The 22,144-nt window shown below is 69.6% G+C and carries 16 protein-coding genes; 8 read left to right on the top strand and 8 right to left on the bottom strand.

From position 1 onward, the window contains the following. Positions 1–32 precede the first annotated feature (32 nt). From HUA74_RS44210 to HUA74_RS44200, 3 genes are all read left to right on the top strand, one after another. A complete protein-coding gene (locus tag HUA74_RS44210; RefSeq protein ID WP_371817406.1) occupies positions 33–3,155 on the top strand; it encodes an amino acid adenylation domain-containing protein in 3,123 nt (1,040 codons plus the stop codon). Positions 3,156–3,218: 63 nt separating this feature from the next. Continuing rightward, positions 3,219–4,520, top strand: a complete 1,302-nt coding sequence (locus HUA74_RS46265) for a hypothetical protein (protein WP_254625542.1) — start codon at positions 3,219–3,221, stop codon at positions 4,518–4,520. Positions 4,521–4,727: 207 nt separating this feature from the next. After that, positions 4,728–9,806, top strand: a complete 5,079-nt coding sequence (locus HUA74_RS44200; protein WP_174459387.1) for a tetratricopeptide repeat protein — start codon at positions 4,728–4,730, stop codon at positions 9,804–9,806. A gap of 24 nt (positions 9,807–9,830) precedes the next feature. Here the strand turns inward: HUA74_RS44200 and HUA74_RS44195 are convergent, their stop codons facing one another. Next, on the bottom strand, positions 9,831–10,568 hold the full coding sequence (locus HUA74_RS44195) for a molybdopterin-binding protein (protein ID WP_174459386.1): 738 nt from the start codon (positions 10,566–10,568) through the stop codon (positions 9,831–9,833). A 163-nt stretch (positions 10,569–10,731) separates the two neighbouring features. Between HUA74_RS44195 and HUA74_RS44190 the strand changes: the two genes are divergently transcribed. Continuing rightward, complete coding sequence (locus tag HUA74_RS44190) at positions 10,732–11,355, top strand: hypothetical protein (RefSeq protein WP_174459385.1); 624 nt, start codon at positions 10,732–10,734, stop codon at positions 11,353–11,355. A 9-nt stretch (positions 11,356–11,364) separates the two neighbouring features. Here HUA74_RS44190 and tmk read toward each other — a convergent pair whose 3' ends face one another. Together tmk and HUA74_RS44180 are read right to left on the bottom strand one after the other, a co-directional pair. Further along, positions 11,365–12,021 (bottom strand): dTMP kinase, encoded by a 657-nt coding sequence (gene tmk / locus HUA74_RS44185; RefSeq protein WP_141641270.1) that lies wholly within the window; start codon positions 12,019–12,021, stop codon positions 11,365–11,367. Continuing rightward, positions 12,018–12,356, bottom strand: a complete 339-nt coding sequence (locus tag HUA74_RS44180; RefSeq protein WP_217440105.1) for a hypothetical protein — start codon at positions 12,354–12,356, stop codon at positions 12,018–12,020. Before HUA74_RS44180 ends, tmk begins: the two co-directional genes overlap by 4 nt. Before the next feature lie 244 nt (positions 12,357–12,600). Between HUA74_RS44180 and ribB the strand changes: the two genes are divergently transcribed. After that, positions 12,601–13,725 (top strand): 3,4-dihydroxy-2-butanone-4-phosphate synthase, encoded by a 1,125-nt coding sequence (ribB, locus tag HUA74_RS44175; RefSeq protein WP_254625540.1) that lies wholly within the window; start codon positions 12,601–12,603, stop codon positions 13,723–13,725. 69 nt (positions 13,726–13,794) lie between these two features. Here the strand turns inward: ribB and thrC are convergent, their stop codons facing one another. The 5 genes from thrC to greA all read right to left on the bottom strand — a co-directional run bounded on the left by thrC (position 13,795) and on the right by greA (position 20,241). Then, positions 13,795–15,132, bottom strand: a complete 1,338-nt coding sequence (thrC, locus tag HUA74_RS44170; RefSeq protein WP_174459384.1) for a threonine synthase — start codon at positions 15,130–15,132, stop codon at positions 13,795–13,797. After that, positions 15,129–15,689, bottom strand: a complete 561-nt coding sequence (locus HUA74_RS44165) for a hypothetical protein (RefSeq protein ID WP_174459383.1) — start codon at positions 15,687–15,689, stop codon at positions 15,129–15,131. The genes thrC and HUA74_RS44165 overlap by 4 nt, the downstream gene beginning before the upstream one ends. 128 nt (positions 15,690–15,817) lie before the next feature. Beyond that, a complete protein-coding gene (locus HUA74_RS44160; RefSeq protein ID WP_174459382.1) occupies positions 15,818–16,462 on the bottom strand; it encodes a protein-L-isoaspartate(D-aspartate) O-methyltransferase in 645 nt (214 codons plus the stop codon). 156 nt (positions 16,463–16,618) lie between these two features. Beyond that, positions 16,619–19,600 (bottom strand): ATP-dependent DNA helicase RecG, encoded by a 2,982-nt coding sequence (gene recG / locus HUA74_RS44155; protein ID WP_174459381.1) that lies wholly within the window; start codon positions 19,598–19,600, stop codon positions 16,619–16,621. 122 nt (positions 19,601–19,722) lie between these two features. Beyond that, the gene (greA, locus tag HUA74_RS44150) at positions 19,723–20,241 is read right to left on the bottom strand and encodes a transcription elongation factor GreA (RefSeq protein ID WP_141641263.1); all 519 of its coding nucleotides are present in this window, start codon (positions 20,239–20,241) and stop codon (positions 19,723–19,725) included. A gap of 185 nt (positions 20,242–20,426) precedes the next feature. Here greA and HUA74_RS44145 point away from each other — a divergent pair, with 185 nt between their 5' ends. The 3 genes from HUA74_RS44145 (at position 20,427) to HUA74_RS44135 (ending at position 22,061) form a co-directional block, all read left to right on the top strand. Beyond that, a complete protein-coding gene (locus HUA74_RS44145; RefSeq protein WP_174459380.1) occupies positions 20,427–20,957 on the top strand; it encodes an FHA domain-containing protein in 531 nt (176 codons plus the stop codon). 54 nt (positions 20,958–21,011) lie between these two features. Beyond that, positions 21,012–21,422, top strand: coding sequence for an MGMT family protein (locus HUA74_RS44140; protein ID WP_174459379.1), 411 nt, complete (start codon positions 21,012–21,014; stop codon positions 21,420–21,422). Between the two features lie 96 nt (positions 21,423–21,518). Further along, complete coding sequence (locus HUA74_RS44135; protein ID WP_174459378.1) at positions 21,519–22,061, top strand: D-alanyl-D-alanine carboxypeptidase family protein; 543 nt, start codon at positions 21,519–21,521, stop codon at positions 22,059–22,061. Positions 22,062–22,144 lie beyond the last annotated feature (83 nt).

The raw sequence follows: 22,144 nt of genomic DNA, 5'->3' as shown, positions 1-22,144 counted from the left end.
CCAACCGCACCCGTCCTCAGCTCGAATCCCTCATCGGATTCTTCGTCAACACTCTCCCTCTCCCCGCTCGCCTCTCCGGCAACCCTTCCTTCCTCGACGTCCTCCTTCGCACTCGCGACTCCTGCCTCGGTGCCTACTCCCACCAGGAGCTTCCTTTCGAGAAGCTCGTCGAGGAACTCCACGTCCAGCGCTCCTTGAGCCATGGCCCTCTCGTCCAGGTCATGTTCGCTCTCCAGAATGCTCCGGCTGGACAGCTTCAGCTCCCGGGACTTGTGGTCGATACCCTGGAGTTGCACCCGCGCACGTCGAAGTTCGATCTCACCCTGTCGTTGGAAGAGACGCCTCACGGACTCAACGGTGTCTTCGAGTTCGCCACCGCGCTCTTCACGCCCGCGACCATCTCGCGCATGGTGGACCATCTCCGCGGCTTGATGGAGCAGGTCGTCCGGACTCCGCACGCCTCCATCCACTCCCTGGAGCTGCTCTCAACCGACGAGCGTCGCCAGTGGCTCGTCAAATGGAACGACACCGGCCGGCCGTATCCGGCCCATTCGTCCATCGTCGAGCGATTCGCCACCCAGGCCGCGCTGCGTCCCGACGCCATCGCCGTGCAGCACGGCTCCGACTCGCTCTCGTACGGCGAACTCGACATGCGCTCCACTCGACTCGCGCGCATCCTCCGTGCTCAGGGGGTCGACAGAGCACGTCCCCAGGTCGGGGTCTGCCTGCCCCGCTCTCCCGAGTTGATCGTCACACTGCTCGCCATCCTCAAGGCAGGCGGCGCCTACGTCCCGCTCGACCCTGACTACCCTTCCGAGCGCCTCGACTTCATGGCTCGCGACTCACAGGTCCAGCGCATCGTCACGCAGACCTCGCTGTCCGCGCGCGTTCCCCACGGTGACACCGAGCCGCTGTGCATCGATGCCCTGCCACCTGTCTCCGATGACGAGCTTCCTCGGCTCACGCACGACATGGGGCCCGACGATCTCGCTTACGTCACCTACACCTCGGGCTCGACGGGTCGCCCCAAGGGTGTCTGCATTCCCCACCGCGCCGTCCTTCGACTCGTCCTCGACTCCGACTACGTCCAGCTCGGACATGATGACCGCGTCGCCCAGGCCGCCACTGTCGCCTTCGACGCCTCTACCTTCGAAATCTGGGGCGCCCTCCTCAACGGCTCCTCCCTCGTCATCCTCGACAAGGATGACGTCATCGACCCCTCCATCCTCTCCCGCCGTCTCCTCGACGAGCGCATCTCCGCTCTCTTCCTCACCACCGCTCTCTTCAACCTCGTCTCGCGCTCCGAGCCCTCCGCCTTCTCCCGTCTCCGCTTCCTCCTCTTCGGCGGCGAGAACGCGGACACATCCTGCGTCAACCGCGTCCTCTCTCTCGGGCCTCCTCAGCGTCTCCTCCACGTCTACGGCCCCACCGAGAACACCACCTTCAGCTCCTGGCACCCCGTCCTCCTCCACCACGAGCTCTCCGTTCCCATCGGCAGGCCCATCGCCAACAGCACCGCCTATGTGCTCGACGTGCATTTGCGGCCTGTCCCCACGGGCGTCACCGGGGAACTCTTCGTCGGTGGCGATGGCCTCGCCTGGGGCTACTGGGACAGGCCCGACCTCACCGCCGAACGCTTCATCCCCCATCCCTTCAGCTCAGCTCCCGGCGCTCGCCTCTACCGCACCGGTGACCTCGTCCGCCTTCGCCACGACGGCGCTCTCGACTTCATCGGTCGCCGCGACAACCAGGTGAAGCTGCGCGGCTTCCGCATCGAGCTTGGCGAAGTCGAGTCCGCGCTCCGCTCACACCCCGACGTGCGCGATGCCATCGTCCTCGTGCGCGAAGACACGCCGGGAGACAGGCGCCTCGTCGGCTACGTCGCGACGGAGTTGGAGCTGTCGTCCACGGTGCTTCGCACCCTCCTCCAGGGGACCCTGCCTTCGCACATGGTCCCCTCCGACTTCGTGGTGCTCCCCGCACTCCCGCTCACGGCGAACGGCAAGGTCGACCACCGTGCGCTGCCCCGACCCTCCGCTGCAGGGGATGACTCGAATGCACGCGTGGCGCCGCGCACGCCGCTGGAGGAGGACATCGCATCCCTGTGGGCGCAGGTCCTCGGCCGCGAGTCCATCAGCGTGACGGCGAGCTTCTTCGACCTGGGTGGACACTCGCTGCTCGCCGCACAGCTCGTCGCGAAGCTGTCCGAGCGCTTCGGCTTCAAGGTCCCGCTTCAGGTCCTTTTCCAGAGTCCCACCGTGGCGGCGCTCGCCTCCTGGGTTCAAGACAAGCTGACGCCCGGTGAACTCGACACCGCGCCCGCGCTTCCCGACGGTATCGTCTTGCTCCAACGCGGACGCGACGACCTCCCGCCACTCCTTTGCATGCACCCGATTGGCGGAACCGTCTTCTGCTACCAGGACCTCGTGCGCGCGCTCGGTCCGGAGCGCTCCGTCTACGGCTTCCAGGCCCCGGGCGTGAATGGCGAATGCGAGCCACTGCAGACCATCGAGCAGCTCGCCTCCGTCCACCTGAACGCCCTGCTCCAACTTCGCCCGCGCCCGCCGTACTACCTCGTGGGCCTGTCGATGGGCGGCACCATCGTCTACGAGATGGCGCAGACCCTGCGGCGTCTGGGAGTCCCACCCTCGCTGCTCGTGTTCCTCGACACACCAGGGCCAGGTCAGCTCCCCAAGCGCTTCGAGGACGACGCGGAGCTGCTCGCCGCCACGTTCGGTGACTCGTCGGAGGCGCTCATCTCCCTCCTGCGCGGACTGGACCCGCAGGCCCAGATGCTCGAGGTGCTGCGACGCGCCCGCGACGGCGCCGTGGTACCCGACTCGTTCTCCCTCGTGGACCTCCAGGTCTTCCTCTCCGTCTGGAAGGCCCATATGCGCGCGCTGTTCAGCTACGAGCCGTCGCCCACCGAGGGCACCGCCATCTACCTGCGCGCCCAGGAGTACGTCCCGCCACACCCTCGACACCCCGAGCGGCCGTGGCAGGAACTCGTCAAAGGCGGGCTGGAACTTATCGGCGTCCCCGGCAATCACCAGACGATGATTGAGCCGCCCCAGGTCACCGTGATGGCCCGGCACCTGAACGACTTCATGCGGCGAATCGAAGAAGCGGTCCTTCCGAAATCCACGGGGACTTGAGCGCCCCCCTCGCGAGTCAACTCACCCGTTTACCCCTCCCTCGTCCCGTGCGAACAATCGCCCATGCCCAACTGGAAGCACCTGCAGAAGCTCAACAATGGCGAGGCCATCTGGTACTCCGACCCCCAGCTTTCACTGAAGGGCGAGGTCTGGCTCTACTCTGCGGGTGGTGAGCTGCGGGTCTGGAGCGACGGAACCCTCTCCAAGAATCAGCCCGAGGCGTTGAAGCTCACCACGCCCGTGCAGGCGCGATTCACGCTCTTCAAGCCCATGTCGTTGCTCTTCGTCGACGTGGAAGTACGAGGAGCCCAGGCCGTGGTCCGACGCGGCACCATCAACGGCGCCTTCAACGTCTCGCTCCTCGACGCAACGACGGGCGAAGCCCTGGTGGCCCGCTATCGCACGCTCGGATTCCGCGACGCCAACCCGTGGAACGCGACGAAGAAGCGCGTGGTCATTCGCGAATACATCCAGGGCGACTCCACGTTCTGGGCCATGAAGGTCGATGGGCCTGTCATCATGGACGGCTACGACAAGGAGACCGCCACCGAGAGCCACGAGGCGGCCATCGAGCGGGCGGAGAAGCGCATCCGCGCCAAGGAGAAGGTCGGCTTCGTCCTGCGGACCATCGACCTCCGCGATGCCTCGCATCCCAATCCGGAACCGAAGGCACCCAAGGGCGCGCCGAAGAAGCCCTCCGCGCCCAAGGGCCCGTCGTTCACGAAGCCCAAGAACGCCTACGAGGCCGTCGACACGGCCATCGCGATGCTGAAGGACCTCCACGACCGCTACCCCAAGGCGCACTTCGTCGCGGAGCACCTCGACGTGAAGAAGGAGCCCGAGCGCATGGACTCCCTCGACCAGCAGCTGTCCATCTTCAAGCGCCAGTACAAGCACCGCATCGGGAGCTGGGAGGGAGCGAAGGCGCTCAAGCCCCTGAAGAAGGAGTCGAGCTGGGACTACTTCCAGCGCGTGTACGGCACTGTCACGTGGATCGTGGACAACGCCATGGACCGCGGCCTGCCCACGTTTCCCTGCGGCAACGTCACGGGCGGCGGTTGGAGCTGCCTGGAGATCGCCGACGACGTGTACGACATCGACGGGCTCGTCGAGGCCACCGAGAACAAGGACCTGGAGAACCTCTTCGTGTTCCACGGCGGGTGGCACGTCGGCCGGTCCTTCGCCTTCGACCAGCGCACGACGTCACCCACGGGCGAGCACGCCGTCATTTCCTTCGACGAGGGCATCCAGGACCTCCCCAGGAAGACCCCGGCGGGTCGAATCCAGCCCTTCGGGCTCTGGCTTCACAAGCATGTGACCCGGCTGATCCACATCGCCGAGGAAAACCTGCGCGAAGGGCTCTGAGCTTCACGGGCCTGAAGCGCAGGAGAGACGGTGGGCGCAAGCAAGGCGCCCACCAGGAGTCCAGAGCGGGGGCCTGCCTGCTCCCCGGGTATCCGGACACCCAAATCGCCAGGAAAGACGGGAAGTTGAGGGACCGGCCAAGCGCGTGTTACGACCGCTCCCGGCCATTCTCCTCCTCTCAGAACTGGCCCCCGGAGCCGGCCTTCCATGAGCGAGCGCAACGACATCCCGCGACCCCCCGTCACGGTCGCCCCTCCTCCGCCTTCAGGGGCGCCCGCGAAGTCCGGCCCCAGCGCCACCGAAGTGCTGACGCAGTCCGTGCAGGCCGCGCCCCAGGCGACGCCCGCGCCCAGTGCGGAAGACGAAGCCCGCGAGCGCATCGCCTCGCTGGAGCGCGAGGCACGGACGCTGAGCACCACGGATGGTCCCGCGGCCGCCCAGCTCTTCCATGAGGTGGGCCTGCTCTGGGAGGAGCCGCTCAAGAACCCCCGCAACGCGGCGGTGGCCTTCCAGAACGCGTACAAGCTGGCGCCCCGGTACCTGGTCAACATCCGCGCCGCGCGGCGACTCTTCGCGGACGTGGGCAACTGGCAGATGGTCATTCAGCTGCTCGACGCGGAGCTGGCCGCCACCGAGGACGCGCGCCACCAGGCCGCGCTCCTGTTCGAGAAGGGCATCGTTCTCCAGGAGCGGCTGTCCCGCGACGACGAGGCCAGTGCCTGCCTGCGCCAGTGCCTGGAGCGGCGGCCCACGGACGTCGTGGTCCTCACGCAGCTCGAGTCCGTCTACGCCGCGCGCAACGACGCCGCCGCGCTGGTGGAAGTCTACCGGTTGCTCGCCGCCACCATGCAGCAGCCGTCGCTGCGCGCGCACTACCTGACCTCCGCGGGCCTGCTGCTCGACGAGCGCCTCAAGCAGCGCGAGCCCGCCGCCGCGCTGCTGCGCGAGGCCTTCGCGCTGGACCGCTCGGATCCACTGCTGCTCGCCGCGCTCAAGCACGTGGCCGAGCGAGAGGGACGCACCGAGGAGCTGCTCGCGGCGCTGACCGCCGAGGCCACCGCGCTGGGCTCCCAGGCCGCGCCCGCCTATCTGCAGATCGCCAAGGTGCATGAGCGCCTGGGCCAGAAGGAAGAGGCCCTGGCGGCGCTGCTGGACGCACGCCACGCCGCACCCAATGAGCCGCTGGTGCTCAGCGAGCTGGCCGGCATCTACGAGACGCAGGGCCGTTACGAGGAGCTGGCGGACGTGCTGCTGGCGCGCGTGGGTTCGCTCAACGACGAGAGCGAGCTGGTGGCCACCAACCTGCGACTGGCCGCGCTGTACGAGGAGGTCCTCAAGCGCGAGGTGGACGCGGCGGCGCGGTATCAGGCCATCGTCGCGCGCATCCCCGGCCACGCGGCGGCGCTCGCGGGCCTGGGCAAGCTGAACTACCGGATGCAGAACTGGGAGGGGCTGGTCGCCGTCTTCGACGCGGAGGTCGCCGCCGCCGAGGACGCCAAGCAGAAGGCCGCGCGCATGTACAAGGCCGCGGAGATCCTCGAGGAGCGGCTGGGCCGGCAGGAAGACGCCATCTCCCGCTACAACTCCTGCCTCCAGTTGCAGCCCGGCTACCTCCCCGCGCAGAAGGCGCTCACCCGCCTCTACGAGCGCCAGGGTCGCTTCGCGGAGCTGGTGGCGATGTTCGAGCAGGACCTGCTCCAGACGTCGGACAGGGATCAGCTCATCACCACGCTCAACAAGATGGCGGGCGTGTACGAGGACCGGCTGGGAGACCTGGACCACGCCATCGAGTGCATGAAGCGCATCCTCGACCTGGCGTCGGACCACCTGCCCACCATCCGAAACCAGGCGCGGCTGTACGAGCGCGCGGGCCGCTACCGGGAGCTGCTGGAGACGCATGACCTGGAGGCGTCGCTCGCGGGCGACACCAAGCAGGTGCTGTCGCTCCTGCACCGCAACGCGGAGATCCTCGACGAGAACCTGAAGGACCGCCCGGGCGCCATCTCCGCCTACGAGCGCGTGCTGGCGCTGTCCCCCTCATACCTGCCCGCGCTCAAGGCGCTGGGCCGGCTGTACGCGCAGGATGGCCGCTGGGCGAAGCTGGTGGACATGTACCGGGCGGAGTCGGAGAGCTCACCCTCCACCGACCAGGCCGCGGCGCTCATCTACAAGATTGGCGAGCTGTACGAGCAGCGGCTGTCGCAGGAGAACGAGGCCATTGCGTCGTACCAGGAGGCGCTGATGCTGGCGCCCAGCTACTTCCCGGCGCTGCGCGCGCTGGCCCGCATCTACCGGGCGCAGGGCGCGTGGGAGAACCTGGTGGAGATGCTGCGCGAGGAGGCCGCCAACCGCACGGACCCGCTGGAGCGCGCCAACGCGCTCTTCCAGGCCGCCGCCATCTGGGAGGACGCCCTCAAGCGGCCGGAGCTGGCCATCGAGACGTACCAGGAAGTGCTGCGCCTGACGCCGGGCCACGCCGCCACGCTGCGCGCCCTGGAGCGCCTGTTCCTCGCGCAGGACAACGTGAAGGAGCTGGTGTCCATCCTGGACCGCGAGACGCAGGTGGGCGGCACGCCCACGGCCAAGGTGACGGCCTACCTGAAGCTGGCGCGGCTGTACCTGGACCGCTTCCAGGAGCCCTCGCGCGCGGCGCTGTGCTGCGAAGCGGTGCTCGGCCTGGACGCGGGCAACCTCACCGCCCTCACCCTGCTGGAGCGCATTCGCGCGTCGGACCGGCCGCGCCGCGCGGAGCTGCGTCAGCGCATCGCCGAGCGCGTGAATGATCCACGCCTGGCCACCGCGCTGCGGCTGTCCGCCGCGGTGGACCTGGACAAGGGCCCCGCCGAGGGCACGCTGGAGGCGTACAAGCGCGCCTTCGAGGCGGACCCTGGCGACGCGCGGCTGGCCTTCGCGCTGGAGCGCTCGCTCAAGCTCGCCGGTGACGTGTCGGGACTGGCCCGGCTCTACACGCTGCGACTGGCGCACGCGCGTGACGCGGAAGAGGCGCTGGAGATGCTCCTGCGCACGGCGGAGCTGGCGGAGATCCGCTTCGGCGACCTGGAGCGCGCGGCGGCCCTCTACAAGCAGGCGCTGGAGCTGCATCCGCAGTGCCTCCCGGCGCTGCAGGGCACGCGGCGCGTGGCGATGCGGCGCGGAGACGCGGCCGAGGCCCGGGCCGCGCTGGAGACCGAGGCCCGGCTCAGCAAGGACCCGCGCGGCGCCATCGATGCGTTCATCGGCGCGGCGCGGCTGGCGTCGTTCGTCCAGAAGGACACCGACGGCGCGGCGGCCCTCTACAAGCAGGCGCTCGAGAGAGATCCGCTGCACCCGGCCGCGCAGGCGGGCCTGGAGGAGCTGCTCGCCCACCGTGGAGGCTCCGCGGACCTGGCCGCGCTGCACGAGCGGCGCGCCGACGCGAAGCTGGCGCAGAAGGACCACACCGCGGCGGCCACGGGCTTCGTGAGCGCGGCGCGACTGCACCACGCGGCCCTGGGAGACCGGACGCGCGCGGTGGCGCTGCTGGAGAAGGCCCTGGCCGCGCAGCCGGGCCACATCGAGGCGCTGGAGCTGCGCGGCTCGCTGCTCCTGGAGGCACAGCAGTACGCGGAGGCCGCGGCCATGCTGAGCCAGCGCGTGCAGCAGGGCGGAGACGCCCGGACGCTCGCGCCCTTCCACCTCACGCTGGGTTCGCTGTACCAGACGCACCTGAATGATCCAGGCCGCGCGTCCTCGCACCTGATGACGGTGCTCTCCGCGCAGCCGCGCCATCTGGAGGCGCTGGAGCGACTGGCCACGCTGCATGCCCACGGCCGCAACTGGTCGGGCGCGGTGGACTGCCTGCACAAGCTGCTCCAGCAGGAGCTGCCCGCCGAGTCTCGCGCGCGCTTCACGCTGGAGCTGGCGCGCACGTATGACGAAGGCCTGGGCGACGCGGGCGCGGCCACGCCGCTGTACCGCCGCGCGCTGGAGCTGACGCCGGGAGACCCGACGCTGGTGGACCGGCTGGTGACGCTGTACGAGCGCGCGCGCAACCTGCCGGAGCTGGCGCAGTTGCTGGAGGCGCAGGCGCAGACGACGGCGGCCACGGACCCGAAGCGCGCGGCGGCGCTGCGGATCCGCGTGGCGGAGCTGTTCGCCGGCCCGCTGTCCGAGCCCGCGCGCGCCACCGCGCTGTACCGGCAGGTGGTGGAAGGCGACGGTACCAACCTCACTGCGCGCACCGCGCTGGCGGGCCTGTACGCACGGGACACTTCGTCCGTGCCGCTCGCCGTCGAGGAGCACCGGCAGATCCTCCGCCAGGACCCGACGCGGGTGGACAGCCTGCACGCGCTGTTCAAGCTGTGGGAGGGCCTGAAGCAGCTCGACAAGGCCTTCTGCGTGGCGTCCGTGCTCCAGTTCCTGCGCTCCACGAACGAGGCGGAGCTGGCCTTCTACACGGAGGGCCGCACCCGGCTGGCGCAGGAGGTTCGCGAGGGGCTCACGTCGACGGACGTGGACTCCATGCTGCTGCACCCGGGCGTCCGGGGGCCGCTGCTGGAGGTGCTGCGCGCCATGGGCGACCAGCTCGAGAAGGTCTACCCCCCGAGCTTCGACATCGTCGGCGTCAACCCCAAGACGGACAAGCTCAAGACGGACAGCGCCGTCTACAAGGCCATCCGCACCGTCGCGCAGGTGTTCGGCGTGGAGGAGTTCGACGCATACCAGGCGCGGCGCGGCCTCACGGTGCTGGAGACCACCGAGCCGTTGTCGGTGTGCATCGGCCAGGACGTGGTGCGGCGCTTCAACGCGCGCGAGCAGAAGTTCCTCCTGGGCCGCGCGGCGCTGGGCCTGTTGAACAAGGCGGCGGTGCTGGAGAAGCTGTCGCAAGGCGAGACGGCGGAGCTGTTCGGCAGCGCCATCCGCATCCACGCGCAGCAGTTCTCCGCGCTCGGCCGTCGCAACGACGAGACGGTGAAGCAGCTGCGCAAGGCCTTCTCGCGCAAGGCCATCAAGGCACTGGAAGGGCCGGCGATGGCCCTGGGCGACGTGCAGAAGCTGGAACTGGCGCCGTGGCTGGACGCGCTGGACTACTCGGCGGACCGCGCCGGTCTGCTCATCGCCGGCGACGTGTCCGTGGGCCTGGGCATGGTGCTGCGCGAGGACCCGAACTTCGCGGGCGCCCGGTTGGACACCCCGGAGCCCATGATTCAGGCCGTGCGCGAGGGTGAGCGGCTGCGCACCCTGCTCGCCTGGTCCTTCACCGACGACTTCTTCCGGCTGCGTCAGCGGCTGGGACTGTCGCTGTAGTCGAGGCGCACGGCGGGAGGGCTGCTACTCCCGCCGCAGCACCGCGCCCTCGGGGAGCCCGCCGATGATTCGCGCGACGGCTTCCTCCACGGGACCACCCTCCGCGGCCTCCACCGTGATCTTCACCCGGTAGTCCTTCCCCGGGTCGAACTCCGGATACGAGCCGATGGCCACGTGCGGCATGTTCAGCGCCACGTTATCCAGGACGGCGGCGATGTCGCTCTCGCCCAGTCGCAGGTACAGGCAGCTGAGCACCACGGGGGTGCCGCTCAGTCGCCCCAGCACCGTCTCCAACTGCATCCGGAAGAGCTGGGGCACGCCGGGCAGGAGGAACACGTCCCCCACCGTCAGCACGGGGTACCAGGTGCCTGCCTGGGGCAGCAGCACCGCTCCCTCCGGGGCGTCCGCCAGCCGCATGCCCTCTGGCGTCACCTTGCCCTCGGGCGCTCGCGCCTCGATGAGGGACACCATCTCCGGAAGCCGCACCACGGGCTTGCCCAGGGCCAGCGCCACCGCCCTCACCGTGACGTCGTCGTGTGTGGGGCCAATGCCGCCACTGGTGAACACGTACCGGGCCCGCTGACGCGCCCGGTTCATCGCATCGACGATGGCGTCCACGTCGTCCAGGATGGTTTCCACCGAGCGCAGGACGATGCCCACCTCGCGCAGCCTCTTGATGAGGTGCGGGCCGTTCTGGTCCTGGACCTTCGCCGTCAGGACTTCGTTGCCGATGATGATTGCCGCCGCGCCAGTGCGCTCCATAGGAAGGGCGGACTGTAGCGCAACGGCCGGGGAGTCCGCCGCGCGAGTCACGAGGATCCGTCGTCGCGTCAGAATTCCGAGGCGCGACGGCCCCCCCTCCGGAGGGCCTCTCTCCCCGGGGGACAAGGGCATCCGGATTGCATTTCCTGGAGGCATGCGCTCCATGCCCCCCCGGTCCGCCCGACGTCCGTCCGCCCTGCTCCTCGCGTCGCTGCTGTCCCTCGCCGCCTGCGGTGACGACGCGGTGAGCGACCCGCCCCTCGACTCGTCCATCGAGCACTACGAGGACTCGGGCGAAACGTTTCGCGTGACGTACGACGAGGGCTGGATGGCGTTCGACCAGCACCGCTCCGCCGAGTTCGAGAGCGGAGCACCTCGGACGCTTCGCCTGTGCGGGCTGAACGACCCGTCGAGCGTCGTGGCCGACGACGAGACCTCCGCATGTGTCTCCGTGCGCTTCGACAAGGAGGTCCTCGGCGCGGGCCCCATGACGCTCGCGGTGGCGGGTGACGCCATCGCCGCCCCCACGGACTCGTTCCGGGACATCACCTTCACCCCACGCAAGGGGCACTCCCCGAAGCTCCAGGCCGTCTTCGTGGCGACGGGTTGCTACGGCACCGTCCCCAAGGAAGCCCTGACGCAAGAGGTGGCCGGGCAGCTCGTCCTCGAGGAGAACAGCGACACCCGGGTCCGCGGGCGCCTGGTGCTGCGCAGCGTCGGGAAGACGGCGGGCCGCTGCTCGGGAGATGGGGCGGAGGTCGCGCTGAGCTTCGACGTCGCGCGCTGACCCGCTCCTTCAGCGCTTGCGGCCCAGCAGCTTGCGAATCTCCGCCAGCGACGCCGCCGTCACCGCTTCAATCCCCTGCTCACCGTCGATGTGGACGATGCGCTCCTTCTTCGCGCGGCGGCGGATGGCGGCCAGGTACTGCTTGGCGATTCGCCGCTGGGCCTCGTCCGCTTCGAACAGCTCCGCGGCCCCGCCACGCGCCGCCCGGCGCTTCGCCGCCACCTCCGGCGCCACGCCGACGAACAGCGTCAGGTCCGGGGACACCGCGTACCCGTTCACCGCCTCCACCCAGGCCATGGGCAGCGACGCCCCCTGGTAGGCCAGCGAGGACAGGACGTACCTGTCGCACAGGACGAGCTTTCCCTCCTCCAGGGCGGGCAGCACCCGCGCCGCGAGGTGGTCCGTCCGGTCCGCCGCGAAGAGCAGCGCCAGCGTCTCCGGCGCCAGCGGGCCCGCGCCATTCGGCAGGCCCAGCCGTCCGGTGAGGGCCTGGCGAATCAACGTGCCCACGGGGCCATCCGAGGGCTCACGCGTGGTGAGCACCGCGTGCCCTTCGGCGCGGAGGGCGGAGGCCAGCCGCTCCGCCTGCGTGGTGGTGCCGGCTCCGTCGAGCCCCTCCAGGACGATGAACCGCCCCCGTCGGGCGGACTTGCGGGCCGCGCTCACCGGGGCAGCAGCGCCGCGGGGTCGTCGAGCCGCAGCTGGCTGCGCAGCTCCAGCAGCGTCTGGAAGCGCGTCAGCTCGTCGGCCAGCACGCGTCGCCCCACCACGTAGCGGCGCAACGCGTACGCCAGCAGGCCCAGCGCCAGCAGCGTCACGCCCCAGGCCATCAGCGGGGTGCGAAGGGAGTCATAGAACAGCTTGCCAGCGGCCCCCGCGAACATGAGGGCCGCCAGGGTGGCGACCCCCGTGTGGGCGAAGTGGGTGGTGCTCTGGCGGACGGACAGGCTCTCCTGGAGCTGGTCGAGCTGCGTCCTCAAATCCTGGGTATCGGCGCTCATCACGGAGCCGGGCACCCTACAGCAGCCTGTCCCACGCGTCGAGTCACTCGCCCCTGGCGACTCCAACCTTCTGGGTCCCAACTAATTCCAGCGACACCGCAACGGGCGAGCGAGGGAGCCCTCGCGAATGGCTCATCCACCCCATCACCCGAGCGCACGGCGTCAAGCAGGTTGGCTTGCCAGCCCCGGACGCAGACGCTACATGCGCCAACACATGCAGACTCGCGAGCGGACCAAATCCTCCATGCGCCCTGACGACCTCCAGATCTCCTCCATCGAGGACGCCATCCGCGACATCCGCGACGGCAAGTTCGTCATCGTCGCGGACGACGAGGACCGGGAGAACGAGGGCGACCTCATCATGGCGGCGGAGAAGGTGACGCCGGAGCACCTGGCCTTCATGGTGCGCTACACCAGCGGCATCGTCTGCATGCCCATGCTGGCGGACCGGCTGGACGCCCTGCGGTTGCCGCAGATGGTGGCGGACAACAACGAGTCCCACCGCACCGCCTTCACCGTCTCCGTGGACTACCGGCATGGCACGACGACGGGCGTGTCGGCGGCGGACCGGGCGAAGACCATCCTGGCCCTGGCGGATCCGGAGAGCCAGGCGAACGACTTCCTGCGCCCCGGCCACATCTTCCCGCTGCGTTACCGCGATGGTGGCGTGTTGCGCCGCGCCGGCCACACCGAGGCCACCGTGGACCTCTCGCGGCTGGCGGGCCTGGGCTCCTCCGGCATCCTGTGCGAGCTGGTGAAGGACGACGGCACCATGATGCGGATGCCGGACCTCAAGGCCTTCGCCCTGGAGCACAAGCTGGCCGTCATCACCATCGCCGACCTCATCGAGTACCGCCGCCGCAAGGACCGGCTGGTGCGCCGCGAGCCCGGCCAGCACACCGTCACCACGCGCTACGGCGACTTCACCGCGCTCACGTACACGTGGCTGCCGGACGGCGCCAAGTCGCTGGTGCTGGTGAAGGGTGACCCCGCCTCCCGCCCGAGCGCACTGGTGCGCCTGCACGCCGCCTGCACCCTGGGCGACGTGTTCGGCTCCCCCACCTGCAACTGCAACGTGCTGTTGGACCAGTCGCTCGCGCGCATCGCCCGCGAGGGCACCGGCGTCCTGGTCTACCTGCCCGGAATGCACGGGGGCGACTTCGGCATCAGCCACAAGCGCAACACGGACGGCAGCGCCGACATCCGCACGGGCCCGCACGAGACGCGAGACCTGGGCATGGGTTGCCAGATCCTCAATGACCTGGGCGTGCGCTCGCTCCAGGTGATGACCAACACGGACATCACCTACCGCGGGCTCGCCGGCTTCGGCCTCACCATCGACAAGCGCGTCCCGCTGCTCGCGGACTGAAGCACCCACGCTCGGAAAACCTGGGGGCTCCCTTCGTACGGGAGTCCCGCCCTGCCGCACCGCGCGGCGTCAGGCCAGGTCCGACAGGGCCTCGCGCACGGCGTCCAGGTTCGCGGGCAGTTGCACGGGAGGGTTCGCGTAGCGACTGGTGACGTCCGCCAGCGTGCCCCGGTGGTAGCCGACCTTGAAGTCCGCGAACTTCAGCCCGTGCGCGGTGGATACCACCACCACGCGGGAGCCCTTCGCGATGACTCCCGTGGCCACCAGCTTCTCCAGCGCCGCGAGCGCCACGCCCGTCTGAGGACAGGTGAAGGTGCCCTCCTTGTCCGCGCGCGCGGCGGCGTTGGACAGCTCCGACTCGGTGGCTTCCTCCACCACGCCGTCGAAGGCCTTGAGGATTCGCACCGCGCGTCGGAAGGACACCGGGTTGCCAATCTGGATGGCGGACGCCAGCGTGCTCCGCGCCTGCATGGGCACCAGCTCCTTGAACCCGCCTCGGAAGGATTGGGTCAACGGATTGGCGCGCTCCGCCTGTGCGACGGCGATGCGCGGCCGGCGGGTGATGAGCCCCAGCTCCAGCATCAGCTCGAAGCCCTTGCCCAGCGCGCTGGCGTTGCCCAGGTTACCGCCCGGAATCACCACCCAGTCCGGAGGCTCCCAGCCCAGGTCCTGGCACAGCTCCACGGCGACCATCTTCTGCCCCTCGATGCGCAGCGAGTTCATCGAGTTGGCCAGGTACAGGCCCGTGTCCGCCGTCACCGCCTGCACCAGTCGCATGCAGCCATCGAAGTCCGTGTCGAGCGACAGCACGCGCGCGCCATTGGCGATGGGCTGCACGAGCTGCGCGAGGGAGACCTTGTCCCGGGGCAGGAACACCACCGCCGGAATGCCCGCCGCCGCGCAGTAGGCGGACAGCGCCGCGGAGGTGTCACCCGTGGACGCGCACGCCACGGCCCGCAGCGGCACGCCCTGGGCCCGCATGTGCTTCACGGCGGAGACGAGGACCGTCATGCCCCAGTCCTTGAAGCTGCCCGTGGGCGACACGCCGCATTCCTTCAAGTCCAACGCGGCCAGCCCCAGCTCGGACGCCATGCGCGGCAGGGGCTTCAAGGGCACGCGGCCCTCGCCCAGGGAGACGATGTCCTCCACGGGAAGCTGGGGGTAGGCCCACTCACGCTTGCCCCACACGCCCGAGCCATCCGGCAGCCGCGCCGAGCCGAAGCGCGACTCGAAGCGCCGCTTCCACTCCACCGCGGGCACGGCTCGCAGGGCCGCCACGTCGTGCCGCACCTCCAGGAGCCCCTCGCAGCGCGGGCACCGGTAGACGACGTCCAGGAGCGAGGCGCTGAAGTCACAGCCCTCGCTGCATGCGTACTCCGCCCGGAAGCCGGGCTCCGGGGCGCTCATGCTCCCTCCTGGAGCCGGGTGCCGCACTCGGAGCAGGCGCGTCCGGGCCGCCCTCGGGTATGGCACGAGGGGCAGGCCATCCACCCGTCCTCCTCCCCCTTCGCCGCCACGGCGGTCGCCGCGATCCGAGCGCGCGGCAGTCGCATGCCACAGTTGTCGCAGAGCAGTCCCACCGCCTGCACGTTGCGGCAGTAGCGGCAGGTGACGGCGCCCAGCGGGGCCGGGGTCCTCACGCCGTCATCCTGCGCGCGCCCCGTGTCCAGCTCCTCGAGCGCCGCCACGGGCATCTCACCCGTCGGTGCCGCGCGCGTCAGCTCCAGGTCCTGCACCACCTGGGCCGGCAGGTCCGGCCCACTGCGCAAGCGCGTTCCGTCCAGCTCCGGCAGCACGGGCGCGTCCACCGCGTCACGGCCCCCCGCATGCGGCGTCAGCTCCAGCTCCGGCAGCTGTGCCACGGGGGGAGTCGCCACATTCACGGCGGTGGGAAACCGCTTTCCGCAGACGTCACATTCGGTCCCTTCGGGCTGAACGTGGTCGCAGACCGGGCAGATGATCATTGCGCGACGTTAGCGGGCGGCCCTGCTCGGGGGCAACGCGCCTTCGAGGGCCCTGACGGCATTCAAGCATCCGGGCGGACCATCCCTTCCTCCGCGCCAGGCCAAGGGCGACACCCACCCGCGAGCTTTCAGGGGAGAACCGGACGAGGCGGTCCCCCCGTCATCGGGACGAAGCGGACGGGAAGCAGGGACTCCACCTGGGGCAAGGCCCCCGGCTCTCGTGCTCGATGGATGCGCAGCAGCTCCTGGGTGCCCCCCGTGGGCCCCACGGGGATGACCATCCAGCCACCGCGATGGAGCTGGCCAAGCAGCGTGCTGGGAACCTCGGCCGGCGCGGCGGTGACGAGGATGGCATCAAAAGGCGCCTGCTCCGGCCAGCCCTCGGTGCCATCGCCTTGGCGGAAGTAGACGTTCTCGAAGCCCAGTCGCAGCAGCCGCCATCGCGCCGAGCGGGCGAGTTCTGGGACGATCTCCACCGTGTACACCTCGCGGCAGAGCAGCGACAGGACCGCCGTCTGGTAGCCGGAGCCGGTGCCTATCTCCAGGACGCGCTCATGCCCCTTCAGGGCCAGCGCTTCGGTCATCAGCGCCACGACATAGGGCTGGCTGATGGTCTGGCCATGGCCGATGGGGAGCGGCACGTCGGCGCCGGCCTCGAGACGCTCTGCCTCCGACACGAAGTCCGCGCGCGTCAGTCGCGAGATGGCTTCCAGCACCCGTCCATCACGGATGCCCTGACTCGACAGGTACTCGGCGCGTCCCCGGTCACCCATGCCTTGAGTCTAACCATGTCGGGATGGGCGGGCAGGGACTCCGGCGCCCTACCAGGGTCGGTGCGTTGCGTCCCCACGGTGTTCGAGCCCCGGGCCTGTGCTTCCCGCAGCAGCTCGGCCAGTGGGTGGGGGGACGGGCAGCGCGAGGCGAACGCCCTACCCCACCCGAGCCAGCGCGAGTCGTCCTTCCCAGCGTTCATCGAGTGCCTTCACCAGACTCTGATGCTCGGGGGACTCCATCTCCGGGTCTCTGGCGAGGATGCGCCGGGCCTCGACCTGCGCCATCGACAGCAGGTCTCCGTCCCGCGCCAGGTTGGCCACCGCCAATTCCGGCAGGCCGCTCTGCCGCGTGCCCATGAATTCGCCGGGCCCGCGAATCTCCAGGTCCTTCTCCGCGATGACGAAGCCGTCGCTGCTCTGCTCCATCACCGCCAGTCGCTCGACGGACTCCATCGAGCGCGCGCTGTTGGCCACCAGGTAGCAGAAGCTGGCCGCCGCGCCACGGCCCACGCGCCCCCGGAGCTGGTGGAGCTGCGACAGGCCGAAGCGCTCCGCCGCCTCCACCACCATCACCGAGGCGTTGGGCACATCCACGCCGACCTCCACCACCGTGGTGCACACGAGGACCTGCAGCCGCTTCTCGCGGAAGTCCTCCATCACCGCGTCCTTCTCCTCGGCCTTCATCCGCCCGTGCAGCAAGCCGACGCTCGCCTGGGGGAAGGCCAACCGCAGCTTCTCCACGCCGCGCGTCGCGTCCTCCAGGTCCAGCTTCTCCGACTCCTCCACCAGCGGATACACGACGTAGGCCTGGTGCCCCTTGGTCAACTCGGTGGCGATGGCTTCGTAGACGCGCGCGCGCTGTTTGTCGTTGAAGACGCGCGTGTTGATGGGCGTTCGTCCCGGTGGGAGCTGGTCGATGATGGAGAGGTCCAGGTCCCCATACAGCGTCATGGCCAGCGTGCGGGGAATGGGGGTGGCCGTCATCACCAGCACGTCCGGCTTGGGGCCCTTGCTCATCAGCGAGTGACGCTGAAGCACGCCGAAGCGGTGCTGCTCGTCGATGACCGCGAGCCCCAGCCGAGCGAAGGCGATGTCCTGCTGGATGAGGGCGTGCGTGCCCACGGCCAGGTGGATGTCGCCTCGGGCCACGGCCTCGCGCACCTGTCGCTTCGACTTCGCCGTCCCCGCCGCGCTGAGCAACCCCACCTCGAAGCCCAGCGGCGCCAGCACCTTGCGGAAGGTGCGCTCGTGCTGTTCGGCCAGGATTTCCGTCGGGGCCATCACCGCGACTTGATAGCCGTCCAGCAGCGCGACAATCGCGGCGACCATCGCCACCGCCGTCTTGCCACTGCCCACGTCACCCTGCACCAACCGGTTCATCGGCTCGGCGCGGGCCATGTCCCGACTCAGCTCTTCCACCACTCGTGCCTGGGCGCCGGTGAGCTGGAAAGGCAGCGCGGCGCGGGCCTTCTCCAGGCGAGGCGCGGACACATCGAAGCAGATGCCTTCCTCCGCCTTGATGCCCTGACGCTTGAGGGCCATGCCCAACTGGAGGAAGAACAGCTCGTCGAACGCGAGCCTGCGATGGGCCGGGCTCTGATGCGCATCGAGGGACTCCAGGTCCGCCGCGTCCGGTGGGAAGTGGATGAAGCGCAGCGCCTCCGGCAACCCCATCAACTCCAGCCGGCGACGCAGGTCCGCGGGCAGCGGGTCCTCCAGCTCGTGCGCGTACTGCTCGCCGACGCGCGCCGCCAGCTCGCGGAAGGAGCGCTGCTCGCCTCGCTCGAAGCCGGGGTACACGGGGACGATGCGGTTGAAGTGGACCGAGGTGGCGGACTCCATGTCTTCCGCAGGCTCGATTTCCGGGTGCGCCATCTCGCGACCATTCATCGTCGCGCGCACTTCACCGGAGAGGACGATGCGCTTGCCCACCGTGAAGCGGCTCTTGAGCCAGGGGCCCGCGTGGAAGTACGTGGCGGCGATGCTGCCCGAGCGGTCTCCCACCACGGCGCGGAACATCCGCCGCCCCTGCTTGCCCGGGACGTAGTCCGCGACCTTCACCATGCCCACGGTGACACCGCGCTCCCCGGGCTCCAGTTCGGCGATGGTGCGCAGACGTCTGCGGTCCTCGTAGCAGCGCGGCAACAGGAAGAGGATGTCGCCCATCCGGCGAAGGCCCTTCTTGTCCAGCGCGGAGATGAGCCGAGGCCCCAGGCGCTTGCCGAGCGTCTTCAGCGGCGAGGACAGCGGACCGGAGCGCGGCGCGATGGACAGGAGCTTCGCCTCGGAGCGGGACGCCTCCGCCGCCACGGCGCGCTTCTTCTTGCGCTGCTCCTTCTTCGCCTTGGCCGGAGGGGCCCCGGACTCCGCGCCCGTGTCGAGCGAGGCCTGTCGGGCGCCACGCCCTCCCGGGCGCATCTCTCCCCGAGCAGGTTGCACGTTGCCGGGTCGTGCAAGGCCCGCCTCCGCGCCATAGGACCGAGGGTTCGCCGTCGGCGACGCGACACCGGTCGCCGAGCGGGGCGCGGGAGCCTTCGCGCGAGGCGTGGGAGGCAGTGGGTCGTTCGACTTCCACGGAGGAGTCTGCACGTAGCCCGGAGGCGGCGCGACAGGGCCACCATCCGCCCCCACGCGCGTTCGGCCGCGGGCTGCAGGCTCCAGCAAGGCCTCCTGTCCGCGAGCATTCACGGGGTCGCCACCGCGCCCCAGCGCACTTGCAGGCGCCCTGTCCTGTCCGCGTGTCCGAGTGGCGTCTCCGGTTCGCCCGGGCTCACTCGCAGGCGCCCTGTCCTGCCCGCGCGTCCGTGAGGTGTCTCCGGTTCGCCCGGGTTCACCAGGTCCCTCGGACCTCGGAGCGGCCTGGGCGATTCCATCCAGTTCGACGGGCAACGCGACGCCGCTGAGCTTCAGCGCCATGACCACGCGACGCAGCGCGGCCTTGCGGCGCTCCGGCGTGGGATGGTCCACATAGGGCAACGCCGCGCGCAGGTGCCCAAGCGCCTCGGAGTCCACACCACTGGCTCCCGCCAGCGCGCGCTCCATGACGGACGTCAGGTCCTTCAAGGTCGCGAGCATGGCGAAGTCACGCTGGCACGCGTACCGAAGGGGTCCCACAAGACTGGCGAGCGGATGGTTCACGCGTGAGTCACGTCCATCCATCCTACGGAACGGGGGTGACGTCTCCCAGAAAACGCGACCGGGGAAGCGAGCTCAGGCCCGCTCCCCCGTCGGCTTTCTCTCGAGAAGGATACCGCTGACGTTCAGCCCTCGCTGGGCGGGGCCTCGTCCTCGGGGTCTTCGAAGCGAATCTCCTGGACCTCCAACTCACGCGTCCCACCCGGACTCTGCACCGTGGCGATATCACCCTTGCGCTTGCCGATGAGGGCCCGAGCCACCGGCGACGTGACGGCGAGCCACCGCTTCTTCAGGTCGGCCTCCAGCTCCCCCACGAGACGGTAGGTGACGGGCTTGTCCGTCTCCGTGTCCAGCAGGTCCACGGTCGCCCCGAAGACGACCTTGTCGCCACCCAGCTTGCTGGTGTCGATGACCTCGGCGCGCGCAATCCAGTCGTTGAGGTCCAGGATGCGACCCTCGATGTGCGACTGCTTCTCCTTCGCCGCGTGGTACTCGGCGTTCTCGCGCAGGTCCCCATGGGCCCGGGCGACCTCGATCTCCCGTGAAATTTTACCCCGCTCGACAGACTGCAAATGCTTGAGCTCCGTCTTGAGCTTGCGCAGTCCTGAGGGGGTCATCGGGATGTTGTCGCTCCCGCTCGCCATCGACACAGCTCCTTCCACCACTCCCTGGTTCACTAAAGATTGAGGGCCGGCGCTCCTCCCGGAGCCCGGCCCCCACCATGAAGTGCTCAATGTAGGGAACCCGTGACATGCAGGTCAACGAAAGCCGTACATGACACCCTCCGGGCCGCTGGGCGCACGCGGGGTGACCCGCTAGGCTGCCCCGCGTGCTGTCCGTCCAGGAACTCCGCGCGCTCGCCGCGTCACTGCCCGCCAAGGATTTCGAGCGGCAGCTCGGGCCCTTCGCCCTCATCCAGCGCCCTCCCTCGGAAGCCTCGGCGGCGGTGCTCGCGCCCACCCGCATGGCGGACCCCGAGGACATCAGCCTCGGAATGATGACCCTGCTGTTCGAATTCGAACACCTGCGCGTCGTGACGCTCCCCCCGCTCCACTCGACGGACCACCTGACCATCGGCCGGCGCATGGACTGCGACTTCGTCATTGACGACGCGTCCGTCTCCAAGCAGCACGCGGAGCTGCGCTGGAACGAGGCCGAGAACCGCTGCACGGTGAAGGACCTGGGCTCCACCAACGGCACCTTCCTCAACGCCGGCACGCTGGGAACCCGCGTGGCCACGCTGCGCGACGGCGACATCCTCAGCTTCGGCAACGTCCAGTTCTGGTACCTGGAGGCCAGGACGCTGCACGAACGGCTGCGAGCAGGCGAGGCCACGGGCCTGGGCTCTCGCAGCGGTTAGCGCTCGCGTCGAGACGCGCTGGATGGGTAGCTTTCCCCCAGGAGCCCGAACGTCATGACGCAGAGTCCGCCGCGCGACGAGCGCGACTACTACGAGCGCATCTACACGCTCGTCGAACAGGTACCGTGGGGCAAGGTGGCCACGTACGGAGACATCGCGACCCTCCTCGGCGAGGAAGGCTGCGATGCCCGTGTCGTGGGCCATGCGCTGGGCGCGCTGGGTGCTCGCTCGGCCACCGTCCCCTGGCAGCGCATCATCAACCGCACGGGTGGCATCAGCCTGGACGGACACAGACAGCGCGAGTTGCTGGAAGCCGAGGGCGTCGCCTTCGACGAGAAGGGCCACGCGAAGATGGACGCGCACCACTGGAGCGGCCCGAGCGAGGAGTGGGCTCGCGCCCATGGCTTCAAGACGCTCCCACGCCCCGTGGAGAAGCCGTCGTCCACGCAGCTCTCCTTGTTCTGATCGGCGGAAACTCCGACGAGGGCTCGGTTTCCCGCCTGCTTGCCTGCGGGAATAAACGCGCGAGAGTCAGGTCCTTTCCCCAGACCGGATTCCGCCATGTCGCTCGCGCTCTTCCGCTGGAGTGTCATCCTCACGTGCCTGTTCACGACCGTCGCCTTCGCCGGTGAGTCCCGTCCCCGGCGTCAGAAGGTGAAGGCCGCGAAGCTCGTGCGGGTCGAAGGCGGCCACCGGCTGCATCGCGACACGGCGACGGCCCTCGAACGCATGGCCACCGAAGCGACGAAGGACGGTCTGGTGTTGCGAGTCACCAGCGGCTACCGCTCCCTGCGCGAGCAACGGTGGCTCTACGAGGAGTACCGCCGGGGACGTGGCAACAAGGCGGCGCGGCCCGGACGCTCCAACCACCAGCGAGGGCTCGCGGTGGACCTCGTCATCGGCCAGCGCACCTCGAAGCGCTACCTCTGGCTGGAGGCGAACGCGTGCCGCTTCGGCTTCCGCCGCACGGTGCCCTCGGAGCCGTGGCATTGGGAGTACCGCCCCAGCAGCACCTTCCCTCCCGTGGTCGGCTTCGACTGCCTGGGCAATCCCACGCGCCCTCCCGTGTCCCCGGAACCGGTGGCGCGCAAGGACCCGAGCTGAGGCTCACGCGCGCCCCGCTCGGCGCGACACAGCGCGGCGTGGCGGCTTCACGGTAGACTGCTCCTCTCCAGGGCGCGGACATC

It is taken from the genome of Myxococcus sp. CA051A, from assembly GCF_013336705.1.
Lineage (GTDB): Bacteria > Myxococcota > Myxococcia > Myxococcales > Myxococcaceae > Myxococcus > Myxococcus llanfairpwllgwyngyllgogerychwyrndrobwllllantysiliogogogochensis.
The sequence above is the reverse complement of the archived record's forward strand: the minus strand, read 5'-3'. Positions and strand labels throughout refer to the sequence as shown.

Coding starts and splice junctions, on each gene's coding strand:
- HUA74_RS46265 (WP_254625542.1), top strand. CDS start 3,219: ATGCCCAACTGGAAGCACCTGCAGAAGCTCAACAATGGCGAGGCCATC.
- HUA74_RS44200 (WP_174459387.1), top strand. CDS start 4,728: ATGAGCGAGCGCAACGACATCCCGCGACCCCCCGTCACGGTCGCCCCT.
- HUA74_RS44195 (WP_174459386.1), bottom strand. CDS start 10,568: ATGGAGCGCACTGGCGCGGCGGCAATCATCATCGGCAACGAAGTCCTG.
- HUA74_RS44190 (WP_174459385.1), top strand. CDS start 10,732: ATGCCCCCCCGGTCCGCCCGACGTCCGTCCGCCCTGCTCCTCGCGTCG.
- HUA74_RS44180 (WP_217440105.1), bottom strand. CDS start 12,356: ATGAGCGCCGATACCCAGGATTTGAGGACGCAGCTCGACCAGCTCCAG.
- ribB (WP_254625540.1), top strand. CDS start 12,601: ATGCGCCCTGACGACCTCCAGATCTCCTCCATCGAGGACGCCATCCGC.
- thrC (WP_174459384.1), bottom strand. CDS start 15,132: ATGAGCGCCCCGGAGCCCGGCTTCCGGGCGGAGTACGCATGCAGCGAG.
- HUA74_RS44165 (WP_174459383.1), bottom strand. CDS start 15,689: ATGATCATCTGCCCGGTCTGCGACCACGTTCAGCCCGAAGGGACCGAA.
- HUA74_RS44160 (WP_174459382.1), bottom strand. CDS start 16,462: ATGGGTGACCGGGGACGCGCCGAGTACCTGTCGAGTCAGGGCATCCGT.
- greA (WP_141641263.1), bottom strand. CDS start 20,241: ATGGCGAGCGGGAGCGACAACATCCCGATGACCCCCTCAGGACTGCGC.
- HUA74_RS44140 (WP_174459379.1), top strand. CDS start 21,012: ATGACGCAGAGTCCGCCGCGCGACGAGCGCGACTACTACGAGCGCATC.
- HUA74_RS44135 (WP_174459378.1), top strand. CDS start 21,519: ATGTCGCTCGCGCTCTTCCGCTGGAGTGTCATCCTCACGTGCCTGTTC.